A 13,797-nucleotide genomic window follows, 5' to 3' on the forward strand; every position below is an offset into this window, starting at 1 on the left:
ATCTCTAAGGCTTTTAGATGGCGTTTTTATCTCCTTTAATCATATTCGCTACGGTTCTGTAGATAATCATTAGATCTAGCCCAAAAGACCAATTACGGATATAATACAAGTCTGATTGGATTCTGTTCTTCATATCTTCATCACGTTTAATTTCGCCTCTAAAACCATTAACTTGTGCTAAACCTGTAATTCCTGGTTTCACATAATGTCTAAAATTATACTTAGAAATAATCTGATTATAATGATTATTTTGATTTACCATATGCGGACGCGGACCTACCACCGACATATCTCCTTTTAATACATTTATAAACTGTGGAAGTTCATCTAAGCTCGATTTCCTAAGAATTTTACCAAACTTGGTAATTCTTGGATCATTTCTGACCGTAATCTTATCGTTTGAGTCTTTATTAACGACCATGGTTCGAAATTTCAAACAATTGAATTCTATATTATCCATTCCGTGTCTTCTTTGCTTAAAGAAAATAGGAAATCCGCTATCCAATAAATTAATAAGTGCAATCAATGGAAATAACCAAATCCCAATAAATACGAAGAATGCTAAGGCAAAAAACACGTCAAAAAGTCTCTTTAATGTTAGGTTAAATGCATTATCTAAAGGGAAATGATACAGATTTAAATAAGGGAAGTTACCTGCTAGATAATAGGTGCTTGGGATTAATTTAGACGCAAAAATCTCTGAAATTGCAAAAAACTTAATATTCTTTTCTTCAACTATATTTCTCAATACTTGTTCGCGCTGTTCATTTTGTGCAAACTCATCCCAGTTGATAAAAACAGCATCAATTTTAGACTCTTCTAAAAACTCGGCAAAACCATCTCTAGAAAACTCGCCTGGAACTAGCTTTTTAATAAACTTAAAGCCCATCCATTCATTTTCCTGGATACTTTCTATAAATTGTTGCGTGAATTTATTCTCACCAATTACTAGCGTATTTACACATGGAATATCAATTTTATACCAACGCAAAACCCTAATATAGTAAGCGTTTGCACCTAAAATTAAAGTAAAATAGAACAAAAAGAATAAGGTAATTTGCTCTTTACTGTAATTGATAGAATTAATTGCAAACCAATACATTAAAACTAATAAAATATACAGAAAAATGAATTCAACGTTTTTCCAGATCAGTTGTGGAATTTGTGTGGTTACATTGATTAAATTCTGTCGACTCAAGAAGTAAGTAAAGACCGTAGAAAGTCCACTAATTAACAATAGAGATGGATATGATTTTCCATCCATCCAAAAATGACCAAAAATGATCAAATTGGACAAACTAAAGGCTAAAAAATTGACTGTTAAATAAATAAGTAAATGAATCCAAATTCTATTACCCTCCGTCTTGTACTTCATTCGATGCTTGCGATTAATACTTTGTCTCCAATCTTTTTATCAAGTAAATAATAAAGATATATTCTAACTAAATTCTATCCCAAATATCATTAAAATAAAACTTAAAACCATAGCTTTTTAGTGTTTCCAAAGAAAATATAAACTTTTCGTTAATTCAGCTTTAATTTAAGCTCATCTATTTAGCATAGACTGTGGGTAGTTGAAGAATTTATAAATAAATATAATCATAATTTTCGCCTATCATTATCGATAATAAATAACGCAACTAATGGCGGTTTTTCAACTAAATTAAAGAAACCATTTTGGCTAATATTCTTTTGGATTTAATGCTTTGCATTCAGTTTATCTTGAACAAAATCAGATATTTCCGAAACAAATCGCCCCTCTGAAAATTGAAGAGCATGGGCCCTCATTTTATGAATATCAAAATTTTTGGTTTCAAACTTTTGGATAGCTTGGTTGAGTGAGGCTGACGATTGTTCATTAAAAAAAATGCCCGTTTCGTCTTCCACAACTGTTTCTAACACGCCGCCCATGCGATAAGCAATGACCGGAGTTCCACAGGCTTGAGCTTCTAAAGTGGCAATTCCGAAACCTTCTATACCCACTTGGATAAATGCTTTTGCTTTTTTTAAATATACATTAACCTCATCCGAATTTAAGAAACCAGGCATTGAAATATTATCGGGAAGATTCTGTTTAAATTGCTGATATAAATCGCCATCTCCAATAAGAATAAGCTTTTTCTTGTTTTCTCTAAAAGCCTCAATCAAGACATCAAAGCGCTTGATATGAGCCATTCGCCCTACTGCAACATAATAATCCTCTTTGTCAGCATCTAATTCAAATTTAGACAAGCTAACTGGCGGATAAATAACAGCGGCGTCGCGCCCATAGGTCTCCTTTACCCACTCTTGGACAAACTTAGAATTACAAACGATATAATCAGGGCGTTGTGCCTGCATCACATCAATCTTTCGTAGGATTGCAATGATTGGATAAATGAGATAATAACCTTTCCCAAAAAAAAGTTTGGCTTGGTCCCAGATATAGTTTGCATTACGCGCTTGGAAATAACTAATATGAATTTGACTATCGCGAGACTTTCTGATGCCTTTTGCAATAGCGTGCGAGGAAGATATAATTAAGTCTGCATCTTTTTCTATTTTGAACCTAGAGATAAAAAAGGGAAAAACGAAAAAAAATAATCTAAAATACTTACCTAAATATTTGAGTGGAGTCGTTTTTATTTCATGAGCTTGGTTGAGATAAATCTTTTGCAGATCATCTGGTTCCATAACGCAGGTTAGGGTATATGTTTCTGTAAATCTAAAAGTTTTCTGTAATAAAGAAATCACGCGCTCTGCTCCTCCATACTTATCTAACCAATCAGCGACCAACACTTTTTTCATGTACTAACTCTTTTTTACAAAAATAAATTATTGACTTAGGTTGTTTCTCCCCGGTTCTGTTTTGGCGGACAGAAAGCTCAAAAATACGACAATAAGCCCTATCAACATAGTCCCTAGTTGTCTATAAATAAGATTCTCAGTGGTTAAAAATAAAATCAAAAACACCAAGATAGCCGTTGCAAAGTAACTATTTCTATTTTCTATAAAGGCAAAAACCAAAAATCCAACGAATAAAATAAGCGCTATAATGCCTAAACTCAAGTAGATATCAAGGTACTGATTATGTGTGTTAAATCTACTATTCACAAACCATTGTTTCTGATCTTCTGTGTAGAAAGTTGTTCTTTGCTGATAACAATTTGTCAATTCTCTCTCAGTTTGTTTAAAGCCTTTTCCGAGAAAAAATGATGGTACTGAATGCTCTAAGTTTGCAGCACATTGCCAAATATGAAAACGAGGTTCTAAAATTAGTTTTTCTTTCAGAACGTAAGTTTTAGACGCCGGGGATGTTAATAGAAATCTTTGCTTAAGGTTATCATTCAACTTAAAAAGTCCAGCGACAAGAAAAAGGATTGAAACAAGAATTAATACTGCTATTTTAAGATGTCGGAAAAGATAAAAAATACTTGCAAAAGCCATTAGCAAAACGCTTATAATAGCCATACGGGCAGAGATGCTTATCACCATTACTATAAAACATAAACTCAAAAGATACCACACAAATTTCTGGCTAGTACGTGCTAAGTAAAAGGAAATGGCGGCTGCCAAAATATACATAAATCCAATATATGGTCGTTCACCCAAAAGCAATTCATTGATCATTGAACCGGTTGCAAACTTAAACTCCTGAAACTCTATAACATGGCGCACAATCTTGAAGACAGAGAACAATAATAAAGCAAATGTACTTAAGACAAATATTTTGAGAACGAGCATATACCGTTTGATAGGAATAGCCAAAATAGGAAGTGCTAAAATGCTCAATAGTTTGGGGATATATCCCGAATCTTCCCATCGGCCTTTGATTACAATCAGAAAAATTGCGAGCAAAACAAAACTAAATAAGGCATAAAAAGATTTAGTTTGTAAGCGTTTTATATCCTTTTTTTTAACGATAAATAAAAAAGCTACGCCTAAGACAATCAATAATAAGTTAGGTAAAACCTTAATAACATTTCCAAAAGGTAAGCTACCGCAAAAAATGGCAAATACATAGGGATATAACTTTGAGACTTGCCTCATCTCTTTAGTATTTTTTTTAAGGTGAGAATAAAATCTTGAGGAATTAGTTTTAACAAAGAATTTCTGAATAATCCATAGATGGGATAAAATCCAAAGTAGAAATGATCTTTGATAATAGAAATTCGGGCATTCACTTGCTCTTTTCGTCCTTTGGCAGAAAGTGAATTCGGGTTGATTTCATAATCAAGTAGTACTTCCGGTAGATTTTCAGCTTTAAAATGTTGAATGGCATTAAAGTAGAAAGCATAATCCTCACCATTTCTATGATATTTTTCTGGGAAAAGACCAATTTCCCTTAAGATATCTACCTCATAAATCGTTGCTGAATTAATAAAAGTGCTATTTAAATAAATCTTTTTACGAATTTTCTCATAGGACACAGGATGCCTTAAAACAAACAATAAATTACCCTGTAAATCCACCATATTCCCCCAAGTTCCTAGGATTTTTACATCGGGATTTTGCTGCAAATAGCTCAGTTGTTTTTTATATCTGTTTTTATGGTTTTTATCACCACAATCAAGCCTACCAGTATATTGATAGCCCATAGAAATGATTTTTTGCAAACCTATATTGGTAGCTTTTCCTACGCCCATATTCTTGGGCAGCAATTCCAGGAAAATTTTACCGTTTTTATATATAGATTGTAAATGCTCCAAATTGGGTTTTTGTACGCTTCCGTCGTCAATGATTAAAACATCAACATCAAAATCTTCTTGAATAGAAAGCAGCGAGACCTCTAAATCTTTTAGATTATTATAGTGACAAATAAGAACTATAATTTTTTTCATAACTGCACCTGGGTAAAGTTAAGTTTAGCTCGCTCTATAGTTTCGTTGACATGAGAAGGGAAGGTATAATCTCCTGAAACAAAACGAGCTATATCTTGCGCTACTTCTTCGGGATTTTTCTCTCCATCATAAATTCTCGCGTTTTTATCATAGCCAATGTCATCTAGAAAGTTACTGCACTTTCTATGGTATTCTATCAGCATAAAAGGAACCCCTGCATAACAGGCAAATATGCTTGCATGCAACCTGGTTGAGAACATGAAATCACATGCTTGTATTTCTCTCCAAGTAGATAAGGTTGTTTTTGAGTAAGGAACAATCTCATATTGCTCTTTGGGCAATAAACTGGCTACAGAATGTGTAAGACGCTCATCTCCGATGTGCTTATTCCCATTAAAAATAAAAAATTTAAAGCTGTATTCTTTATTTTTAGCGAGCCTAGTCAATACATTTTCTACAAATTGATTTCGTCTTTCTTCATTCTTAATATCACCATTAATATATCTTTCATAATTACATATGCTAATGCCAATTGTTTTTTGTTTACTTTCCTTTTTGGTCCGGATTGAATTCTCGTAACAAAACGGAAGCAATGCAGCTAAATCAAATGCCTTGATAGGCTCATAATCCAAGTCTAAGGACTTTGCATATTCATATGAATATGTATCTCTAAGTGCTAGGAATTTTAAGCTTCTTAAATAATTTTGAACTGCTTTTTCGTTTTTTATATTCGCAAAAGGTCCAATAGAAACACCGATGGCAGCATGTTTAAGCTTAGGGTTGAGCCATCTTGCTTTTTGTGCAAAGGCAATGTTGCTCAAGGGTCTTATTTCACTAAAAACAGAACCACCAGCATTAATAAAGTAATCACTTTTAAGCGATGCGTTAAAAACAGATATTTTCTGCGAAATTTTATGAGTATTAGGTGAATAAATCTCTTTTATCGGAATTTGCGTGTTGGGCAAATCATCTCCAGAAAAATATGTAATTTCTTTGTTGTCCCAATATGTTTTACTTCCCCACGAAGCTATTTCTACAAATGCATCGTCACCCGTATTTTTGAATCCATAAAATCCATTAAATATAATTTGGCTCATGCAGTGACGTGTTTTTTATAAAAATATATGATACTTATATTTGATAAGAAATATGCCAAAAATAAAGTTAATGACATACCAATATCTTTCCAAAGATACATAAATAAAATACCTAAAGAAGCTAAACCAAAGAGAGCAAGTGCGTGTGCTATAAACAATGGATAACTCACTTCTTTGGCCTTGAGCGCCATAGATAAAGGTCGAGAAAAGACCACCACAAGTTGAGATAACCATAAAATGCCTATAATGTAGATGCCATCACCAAATTTATCGAAGTAATAATAGTCATATACAAAATAAAACACCGGGAATGATATTAAAAAGATGATCGCCAACACCAAAGTGTATTTCTGGTAAAATTCTTTTACAACTTTTGATAGTACCTCAACATTTCTAGAAAATAAAGGTATGAAATAACTCTCCATCGACACGAGCAAAATCGTAAATAATCCTAGTAGGTTTTGAATAGATCTGACTTTTGCAATTCCCAAATCACCTACTCCCAAAAGGTCAGCCACAATAAAAATCCCCTGACTATAGCCCCAAAATAAAATACCGGCTGCTACAATCCATTTAGAAAACGTATAATGTTCTGTTATATATTTCCATGATTTTTTAAGATTATCACTTGTAGGAATAAATGATTTCCAGTTCAAAAACTTTTTGATGCAAATAATTATCAATAGAAATAAAGCTGATAATAAAAATCCCAAAGTATAAACCCCAAATACAATATCCAGGCTTAAGGAATCTTTGAAATACCAAATCATTCCAAAAAATAAGCTGACCAATCCAAAAGAAGAAATTACTGTATAGATATAGCTCACGCGGATTTGTGCAAAAATGAACTTCTTAAATAAATCATAGATAATCATACTAAAATTGATTCCTAGGAAAAGCAGAAAGGGCAAACCATCCACCTGAGAACTCACAAAGGGAAAGCTAATAAGCGTTAGTATAAGAGATAGTATAATATTTGAAACCAATAGAGAAGCCAGATAAGAAGACCCTTCTTTTTCTTCTTTTTTCGGAAAAAAAACCAAAACGGGAGCCGTTAGGAAATAAGTAACTAAAATAAATATCAGATTTGAATATCCATACGCCAAGACAAAGTTCGCAAATACAGGTATGTCTGCAAATTTTGATAATAAAAAAACAGAACCGAAATTTAATAAGGAAACAAATGCCTGATCAGCTAGAACATAATATTTGTTTTGAAATAATGTTTTTAAAAATACCATACGGATCATGAAATATTTTTATTGGAACAAAAACATTAAACGCGTTTTAATTTAAAGTTTGCGATTATACCATTGTCTTTCTCCAAAAAGCTTTTGCTCATCCTTTTTCAGCTTTTCCAATAAGTCAATTTTATTGCTATACTGGCGAAACCAAAACGAATAAATTTGACTAAAAAATCACCTAAATATAGGATGTTACAATAATACAATTATTTTTAATTTCTTAATCAGAATACAAAGTTTCTTTTCGCTTCAACCTCGCACGTTTTAGGTTATTTCAACAGAAACAGTCCTAACCATATTGGGTTAAAAACAAGAGAAAAAAATCATTTATATTCGGTTTTTAGCGAAAGATGAGCTGCTCGAAAGTAGGTTTCTCATCCTACGCCGATTTACCTTGAAAATGAGGTAGTATAAAATTCTGCGAGAAAGACTATTTTTGTTTATCAACAAATAAAAAGCAATAACGCAAGGCTTTTGCTAAGTGAAATAAACCAAATATGAGAGTTTTTTGCTTAAAACTAAAAAATACACAATTCCTTTCAATCCTTCTTATTTTTCTAAGTATGATGAGCTGTTCCACTTCTCATTTGAGCAGTACATCTCCCAAAGAAATCACAAGCAAATCCCGTTTAGTGCCAAATAACAAAATATTTATTTGGGGCGTCAACGGTCATCCTGTGACAAATTTAGACTATGTGAACACTAGCCTTGATCAAGATTTACGCATATTGAAAGAGCATCAATTCGACGCTTATAGATTTGATATAAGAACAGATTTGGAAGGAAATGTCAGGTTACATCCAGATAGATTTCTGGTTTTATTGCAAAAAGCACAGAAAGAAGGGATTTCGATTAATCCTGTGTTGCTTATCAATGAATTCTTAGATGATTTTAAGCTTAATCTAGACGAAGCCTATAACAGAGGATATAGACAAATGAAAGGTTTTGCCCGTCAATACTCCGAATTTATTGAATATTATACTTTAGGCAATGAGCAAGAACTTCGCTTTATCACGTCGGGATCGGATGGGAAATATATGCACGATTATGATATCAAAAAATTTAAGGTTGTTGCGGCGTATCTCAAAGGTATGCATCAAGGGCTGAAAGAAGTAGATCCCAACGCCAAGGCGATCATAAATAGTGCAGGATGGCTACATTTTGGTTACTATGAGTTACTCCAAAAAGAGGAAGTTCCCTATGATATTTTAGGCTATCATTGGTATTCAAAAGATTATACATTTATTTCTGATTTTGGTGAAGGAAGGATTATTGACATTCTCTACGAGCGTTTTCAAAAACCTATTTGGTTAACCGAAATAAACGCAAAACGAGGTAGTTATGATTCGGAGATAAGTCAATCGGAATTAATGCAAACATATATTAAGAGCTTGTATCAACAGGAACATGTTAAAGCTTTTTTTGTGTATGAACTGTATGATCAGCCCTATTTAATCCACCAAGATTGGGCCGGTCCGGAGGAGGCAAATTTCGGTATTGTAAAATGGAAAAATGCGCCCAATCAATATGAATATAAACCCATCTCTAAGGTTTTACGCTTTGGTATTGAAGAAGCAAATCATGGTTATGAAGATTATATTTATGCGCTTTTTTCTGACTTAAAAAATGAGCTTCCTTCTAAAGAAAACCTAGCCTATTGGATACAGCGTTTAAAAGATTTAAAAAATAGCCCACAATTCGTGCATGAGTTTTATGAAAAGAATGAAATTAAAAAAATAGCTCATAAGACACCCGAAGCAATGATTAGTCAAACCTACCAAGATTTGCTACACCGTTTACCCTTGAAATCCGAAATCAAATTTTGGTTAAAAAAACTTGAGAAAAATCCGAATTTAGATATTAGAAAATCAATTATCGTTTCTCAAGATTATTGGGATGAATCTATTTGGGTAGGATACGAACGAAGAACTGGATTCGACCGACCATAGTCCGTATTTACTCACCCGGAAGTAGCCAAGTCATTTTTTGCGAGAATTGCCATACGATTCTGCCATAATTTAATTAAAATAGCCATACTCATCCACACGCCATATTGTCTAAAAAAGTCGGTCTGAAACCAGTTTACAAAGAGACCAACAAAGGAGACTAATAATATCAGTGCTATGTTTGCCACCACGGGATCAGAACTCTTAATCCAAAGGATACGACTTCTGTTTAAACAAATGAACAATAGACTAGCAAATATGCCAAATCCAATAATTCCAGTTTCTGCAAGAAGTCGGGTGTAGATATTATAAGCAGAGGGAAAAGATTTTAGTTTTTGGTTTCTATATCTATATTTAAATTCCCAATTACCATAAGTTGCCCAAAAAGGGTATTCATATATTTTGTGATAAGTTTCTTGCCCTAAACCAACACCTACAATTGGATTTTTTTTAAACACTTGTAAAGAGGCATACTGCATCCCAAAACGTGTTCGATTTGACAGATCATGCGCCGTTTTCTTGGTTGGATCTAGTGATTCTATTTTCTCTTGGATCGTGGAAATAATAGGTTGAGAATAAAACGTAAAAAGAATGCCAATTAAAATGCTTGTCGCCAAAAAAAGCTTTGTTATATCCTCTCTGTATTCCTTTTTAAAATATAATGCTACAAAGAAAACAATCAACTGTAACGAGACATTAATCAAAGCTGTCCTTGAGCCCGATAGAAACATCAACAACAAAACCATGAGCATTGGAATATATCGCCATTTGCTCTTTTCGGTTGCCACATAACTAAACATCCAAGCAGAAATCGTTATCAAATAATTACCCAAAGAAGGCACCTCATAGGTAACTGAACTTATGCGCCCTATGTCATTTAAACTTACATTAACAAACGGAAATATCTCAAATAAATTCAAAATGGGTAGCAGTTGACTCAGCCCAAAAATAACAATGGCGGACTCTATGATACCATACACAAAAACAAAAATGAAACTGAACAAAAATGTTTTTCTAATAAGGCGTAATATCTGCTCAAAACTTAAACCCCGTACGACATTCCAATACAAAGTAAAAAATACAAAAACAGAAATAATTAATGATAAAAACTGTCTAGCAAACCGACTCAGCCCAGACGTTTGTTTATAAAAACTATCTATAACGGTGGGCAAATTAAACAATGTGGCGATGATAGTCCACAAGACAAAAATGAAAATTAATTGAAAGATAATACTCTTGTACGGAATGTTTATCCGTCCTTTAAACAGTGTTTCTAACCCTAAAGCAGTAAAACCGAGTAAAAAGAAATAGGTTGCAGCTTCATTTTTATATTCACCTAAAAATGAGAGACCATCAAAATCGTTAAACGGAATAAAAAATAATCCTACAATGAATAAAACTGTATAAACATCTCGTAAAGTCCTCATTGCAAGTAAGCTAATCTGGAATGATTTTTAAATTCAAAAACACTATATTTCCAACGCAGTATCAAGATATTCTAGCGCTAATCTTCTTATATTTCCCAAGGAAAAACACCAGTAGTAAATAGATCAAAATCAGTACTAAAGGTATAATTATCATATACGACAGCGTATTATCTTTTATGTTCTGAACCCTAGCTATATCATAAAAAACCTTGGACTTTTCGACTTGCGAGATTTGGAGCTGTTCTATATTAGATAACAAATAATTCTTACTTTCTATCAGCCCATTTAGCTCAGGATACATTTCTATATTAAAATCGCTTTTCGCCACAGTATCAGCAGCACCCATCTTTTGAAACATATTATTTATGTTCTGAATAGAGGCTCGCTTTTCCTCTATCTCATTTATAATATGTGCTTGTTCGATTTCTTGTCTTTTCAGGAAATAAGGTTGTTGGTTTAATTTATTCAAATAATTACTTACAATTTCACCATCCGTGTCTCGTCGATCTGTCTTAATCGTTAACTTATGAAGTTTATAAATTATTTCTGTTTGATTACCAGGTTCATGCGTAGAAATATTGATATTATTCTCACTTAAGAACTCTCCTTTTTCCAAATTATTTGACCCAGAAGATAACAGACCAAAAACATCTATAATCGGTTCAACCTCTATTCCTACAATAATAGAATCTAACTTATCCTGCTGACTCGAAACTTTCTCATACAAATAAGATGAACTATCAAAGTTGGGTGACAAAATTATTTCATGCCTATATTCATCCTTTTTATTGGAATCTAAAAGATAACCTAGTACAATTCCGACTACAATTAAACCTATGAAAATAAAAATATTTCTAAGTATAAACTGAATAAACCGAACCGCTAATTCACCTAAGTAATCAAAAAAATCACCAATTTTTTTCATCACATAGAATAAATCTACTTCTGGCTCTGTATTTTCTAAGTTTGGAGACATATATTAATTATTTAAACAAATAAAGGTCACAAATATAGCGTAAAAATGTATACTGAAGTATTTTCGTTTGGCTATATGCCGCTAAGGGCCCAAAATATTACTATTTGGACTTATTGCTAGCGCTGGGTAATCTTTCAGATTTAAATAATTAATTTTAGATATGTTGTGAAATCGTTCTAAAGCTTACTAAGAAGCAACTTCAAACTATCTTTCCAGTGAGGGCTCTCAACATCATATACCTCTTGAATTTTAGCTGTGTCTAAAACTGAATAAGCAGGTCGTTTCGCCGGTGTGGGAAACTCAGAAGTTGGTATAGGATTAATCTTTATTTCTGCATTTGTAAGCTCTTTGATAGCCTCTGCAAAGCCATACCAGGTGGTGTCTCCTGCATTGGTAAAGTGATAGATACCTGGCGTCTTCTTCTTAGCTTGAACAACTTTTAGAATAGCTCTAGCGATATCATTTGCATTCGTTGGTGTTCCTTTTTGATCATTTACCACCGAAATTTCGTCTTTATCAGCGAACAAACGCAACATGGTTTTCATAAAATTCTTCCCATGTTGAGAGTAAACCCAGGCCGTACGAATAATAATCGTCTCTGGATTATTTTCCAATGCCAACTGCTCACCTACTAATTTAGATTTACCGTAAACGCTTATTGGATTGGTTTCATGATCAGCAGCAAATGGTTTATCAGCATTTCCATCGAATACATAATCCGTTGAAACATGAATTAACTCAATATTTTTTTCAGCGCAAATTTTCGCCATTTCTCCAACAGCTTCTGCATTCACAGCATAAGCCTTATCAACTTCTTCCTCGGCTAAATCAACAGCTGTATAGGCTGCACAATTTATCAAAACATCAAATTCATTTTGAGTCAAATAATCGCGCATCATTTGAATATTAGCCAGATCAAACTCTTGTCGAGTAACAAAGGTATAATGATATTCGCTGTTGTTTATTTGGCTAACGGCATCCTTGATACATTGTCCTAACTGCCCATTTGCTCCTGTAACTAATACTTTTTTCATAGCTCAACCGCCTTAAAATCAGAGAAAAGTTTTTGATTTAAATCCTTTTCTGATAAAATAGCTTTATCCTTTGGAATTCCCCAATCAATATTTAAATCTTCGTCAAATAAATAAATACCATCTTCTGCATCTTTATCGTAAAAGGCGTCACATTTATATGCGACAACCGCTGTTTCCGATAAAACTGAATAACCATGTGCAAATCCATGAGGGATATAAAGCTGTAGATTGTTTTCAGCGCTTAACTCAACCGCAACATGTTGACCATAGGTCGGTGAGTCTTTTCTAACATCTACCGCTACATCGAGAATTTCACCCTCTAAAACACGCAAAAACTTAGTTTGTAAAGATGGTTTTCTTTGTAAATGTAAACCTCTAATAACCCCATATTGAGATTTGGCTTGGTTATCTTGCATAAAAAGCAAATCTATTCCAGTGGCTTCTTTAAATCTTTGGAAGTTATAACTTTCAAAAAAGTATCCTCTTTCGTCTTTAAAGATTTGAGGTTTTACAATAAAACAACCTTCAAGTTTTGTTTGTGTTATTTTCATATCTATAAGGATTGTGACAAATATACAATCTTTAGAATTATTATATATTTTAGAAACATAAACTTAATAAAATTACACTTAAGTTATCGCCTTATTAACAAAAAAAGCCGACTCCATAGAGTCGGCTTTATAGTACTTATTTAGGTTCAATAATTATTGAGCTCCTAATTGTTTTTTAACGTCGTTTGTGATATCTACACCACCTTTAGAATACAATACAGTTCCGCTTGGTCCTGCAGTTGCCATATCGATGATATACGCTAACTGTTTTTCATCACCTACCTGCTGGATAGCTCCCAGTACTTTTTCACGGATAGGTTGTATTAAATCTCTTTCCAATTTATTTAAAGTATCAGCCGCAGTTTTTCGGTACTCTATTAATTCTTGTTGTTTCTTTTGAAGATCTTCTTGAACAGGTGCCAATTTTTGAATTAAAGCACGTTGTTCTGCTTCTGATTTATCTTGTATAGCCTCCATTTGTTTTTGACCGTCAGTCCAAATGGTTTGCATTTCTGCTTCTCTTCTTTCAACCTCTGCTTGGTGACGCTCTGCCTCTGTTTCTAATTTAGTCTGCGCAGCTATATAATCAGGAAGTGCCTCTAAAATTGTATTAGAATTTACGTGAGCAACTGATTGAGCGTTCACACTACCAATTCCTAATAATAGGAATGAAAAAAAGGCGATTAATGTTAAATTTTTCAT

12 protein-coding genes are annotated in these 13,797 nt (G+C 33.2%); 1 reads left to right on the forward strand and 11 read right to left on the reverse strand.

The features are described 5' to 3' along the window. Positions 1-13: 13 nt before the first annotated feature. From NLM59_RS00650 to NLM59_RS00675, 6 genes are all read right to left on the reverse strand, one after another. The gene (locus NLM59_RS00650) at positions 14-1,375 is read right to left on the reverse strand and encodes an exopolysaccharide biosynthesis polyprenyl glycosylphosphotransferase (protein ID WP_304415804.1); all 1,362 of its coding nucleotides are present in this window, start codon (positions 1,373-1,375) and stop codon (positions 14-16) included. A 323-nt stretch (positions 1,376-1,698) separates the two neighbouring features. Beyond that, entirely contained in the window at positions 1,699-2,787 is a 1,089-nt protein-coding gene (locus NLM59_RS00655; RefSeq protein WP_304415805.1) for a glycosyltransferase, read from the reverse strand. Between the two features lie 27 nt (positions 2,788-2,814). Next, positions 2,815-4,029 carry an O-antigen ligase family protein gene (locus NLM59_RS00660; RefSeq protein WP_304415806.1) on the reverse strand — a complete coding sequence of 405 codons (1,215 nt, stop codon included), beginning with the start codon at positions 4,027-4,029 and terminating at the stop codon, positions 2,815-2,817. Continuing rightward, a complete protein-coding gene (locus NLM59_RS00665) occupies positions 4,026-4,820 on the reverse strand; it encodes a glycosyltransferase (RefSeq protein ID WP_304415807.1) in 795 nt (264 codons plus the stop codon). Before NLM59_RS00665 ends, NLM59_RS00660 begins: the two co-directional genes overlap by 4 nt. Beyond that, positions 4,817-5,917: a polysaccharide pyruvyl transferase family protein gene (locus NLM59_RS00670; protein WP_304415808.1), complete on the reverse strand. Its 1,101-nt coding sequence runs from the start codon at positions 5,915-5,917 to the stop codon at positions 4,817-4,819. The genes NLM59_RS00665 and NLM59_RS00670 overlap by 4 nt, the downstream gene beginning before the upstream one ends. Continuing rightward, a complete protein-coding gene (locus NLM59_RS00675; RefSeq protein ID WP_304415809.1) occupies positions 5,914-7,167 on the reverse strand; it encodes a polysaccharide biosynthesis protein in 1,254 nt (417 codons plus the stop codon). Before NLM59_RS00675 ends, NLM59_RS00670 begins: the two co-directional genes overlap by 4 nt. A gap of 626 nt (positions 7,168-7,793) precedes the next feature. Here NLM59_RS00675 and NLM59_RS00680 point away from each other — a divergent pair. Next, complete coding sequence (locus NLM59_RS00680) at positions 7,794-9,110, forward strand: glycosyl hydrolase (protein WP_304415810.1); 1,317 nt, start codon at positions 7,794-7,796, stop codon at positions 9,108-9,110. An 11-nt stretch (positions 9,111-9,121) separates the two neighbouring features. Here NLM59_RS00680 and NLM59_RS00685 read toward each other — a convergent pair whose 3' ends face one another. From NLM59_RS00685 to NLM59_RS00705, 5 genes are all read right to left on the reverse strand, one after another. Continuing rightward, on the reverse strand, positions 9,122-10,534 hold the full coding sequence (locus NLM59_RS00685; RefSeq protein WP_304415811.1) for an O-antigen ligase family protein: 1,413 nt from the start codon (positions 10,532-10,534) through the stop codon (positions 9,122-9,124). A gap of 61 nt (positions 10,535-10,595) precedes the next feature. Next, positions 10,596-11,510, reverse strand: coding sequence for a hypothetical protein (locus NLM59_RS00690; protein ID WP_304415812.1), 915 nt, complete (start codon positions 11,508-11,510; stop codon positions 10,596-10,598). Positions 11,511-11,686: 176 nt separating this feature from the next. Next, entirely contained in the window at positions 11,687-12,544 is an 858-nt protein-coding gene (gene rfbD / locus NLM59_RS00695; protein WP_304415813.1) for a dTDP-4-dehydrorhamnose reductase, read from the reverse strand. Further along, entirely contained in the window at positions 12,541-13,095 is a 555-nt protein-coding gene (gene rfbC, locus NLM59_RS00700; protein WP_304415814.1) for a dTDP-4-dehydrorhamnose 3,5-epimerase, read from the reverse strand. Before rfbC ends, rfbD begins: the two co-directional genes overlap by 4 nt. 153 nt (positions 13,096-13,248) lie before the next feature. Next, positions 13,249-13,797, reverse strand: a complete 549-nt coding sequence (locus NLM59_RS00705; RefSeq protein ID WP_304415815.1) for an OmpH family outer membrane protein — start codon at positions 13,795-13,797, stop codon at positions 13,249-13,251.

Source organism: Profundicola chukchiensis, from assembly GCF_029664245.1.
Classification (GTDB): Bacteria; Bacteroidota; Bacteroidia; order Flavobacteriales; family Weeksellaceae; genus Profundicola; species Profundicola chukchiensis.

Bases quoted from the DNA above. Each gene is read 5' to 3' on its own strand.
- rfbD (WP_304415813.1), bottom strand. From the start codon at position 12,544: ATGAAAAAAGTATTAGTTACAGGAGCAAATGGGCAGTTAGGACAATGT.
- NLM59_RS00690 (WP_304415812.1), bottom strand. From the start codon at position 11,510: ATGTCTCCAAACTTAGAAAATACAGAGCCAGAAGTAGATTTATTCTAT.
- NLM59_RS00675 (WP_304415809.1), bottom strand. From the start codon at position 7,167: ATGATCCGTATGGTATTTTTAAAAACATTATTTCAAAACAAATATTAT.
- NLM59_RS00705 (WP_304415815.1), bottom strand. From the start codon at position 13,797: ATGAAAAATTTAACATTAATCGCCTTTTTTTCATTCCTATTATTAGGA.
- NLM59_RS00670 (WP_304415808.1), bottom strand. From the start codon at position 5,917: ATGAGCCAAATTATATTTAATGGATTTTATGGATTCAAAAATACGGGT.
- NLM59_RS00685 (WP_304415811.1), bottom strand. From the start codon at position 10,534: ATGAGGACTTTACGAGATGTTTATACAGTTTTATTCATTGTAGGATTA.
- NLM59_RS00650 (WP_304415804.1), bottom strand. From the start codon at position 1,375: ATGAAGTACAAGACGGAGGGTAATAGAATTTGGATTCATTTACTTATT.
- rfbC (WP_304415814.1), bottom strand. From the start codon at position 13,095: ATGAAAATAACACAAACAAAACTTGAAGGTTGTTTTATTGTAAAACCT.
- NLM59_RS00660 (WP_304415806.1), bottom strand. From the start codon at position 4,029: ATGAGGCAAGTCTCAAAGTTATATCCCTATGTATTTGCCATTTTTTGC.
- NLM59_RS00665 (WP_304415807.1), bottom strand. From the start codon at position 4,820: ATGAAAAAAATTATAGTTCTTATTTGTCACTATAATAATCTAAAAGAT.
- NLM59_RS00655 (WP_304415805.1), bottom strand. From the start codon at position 2,787: ATGAAAAAAGTGTTGGTCGCTGATTGGTTAGATAAGTATGGAGGAGCA.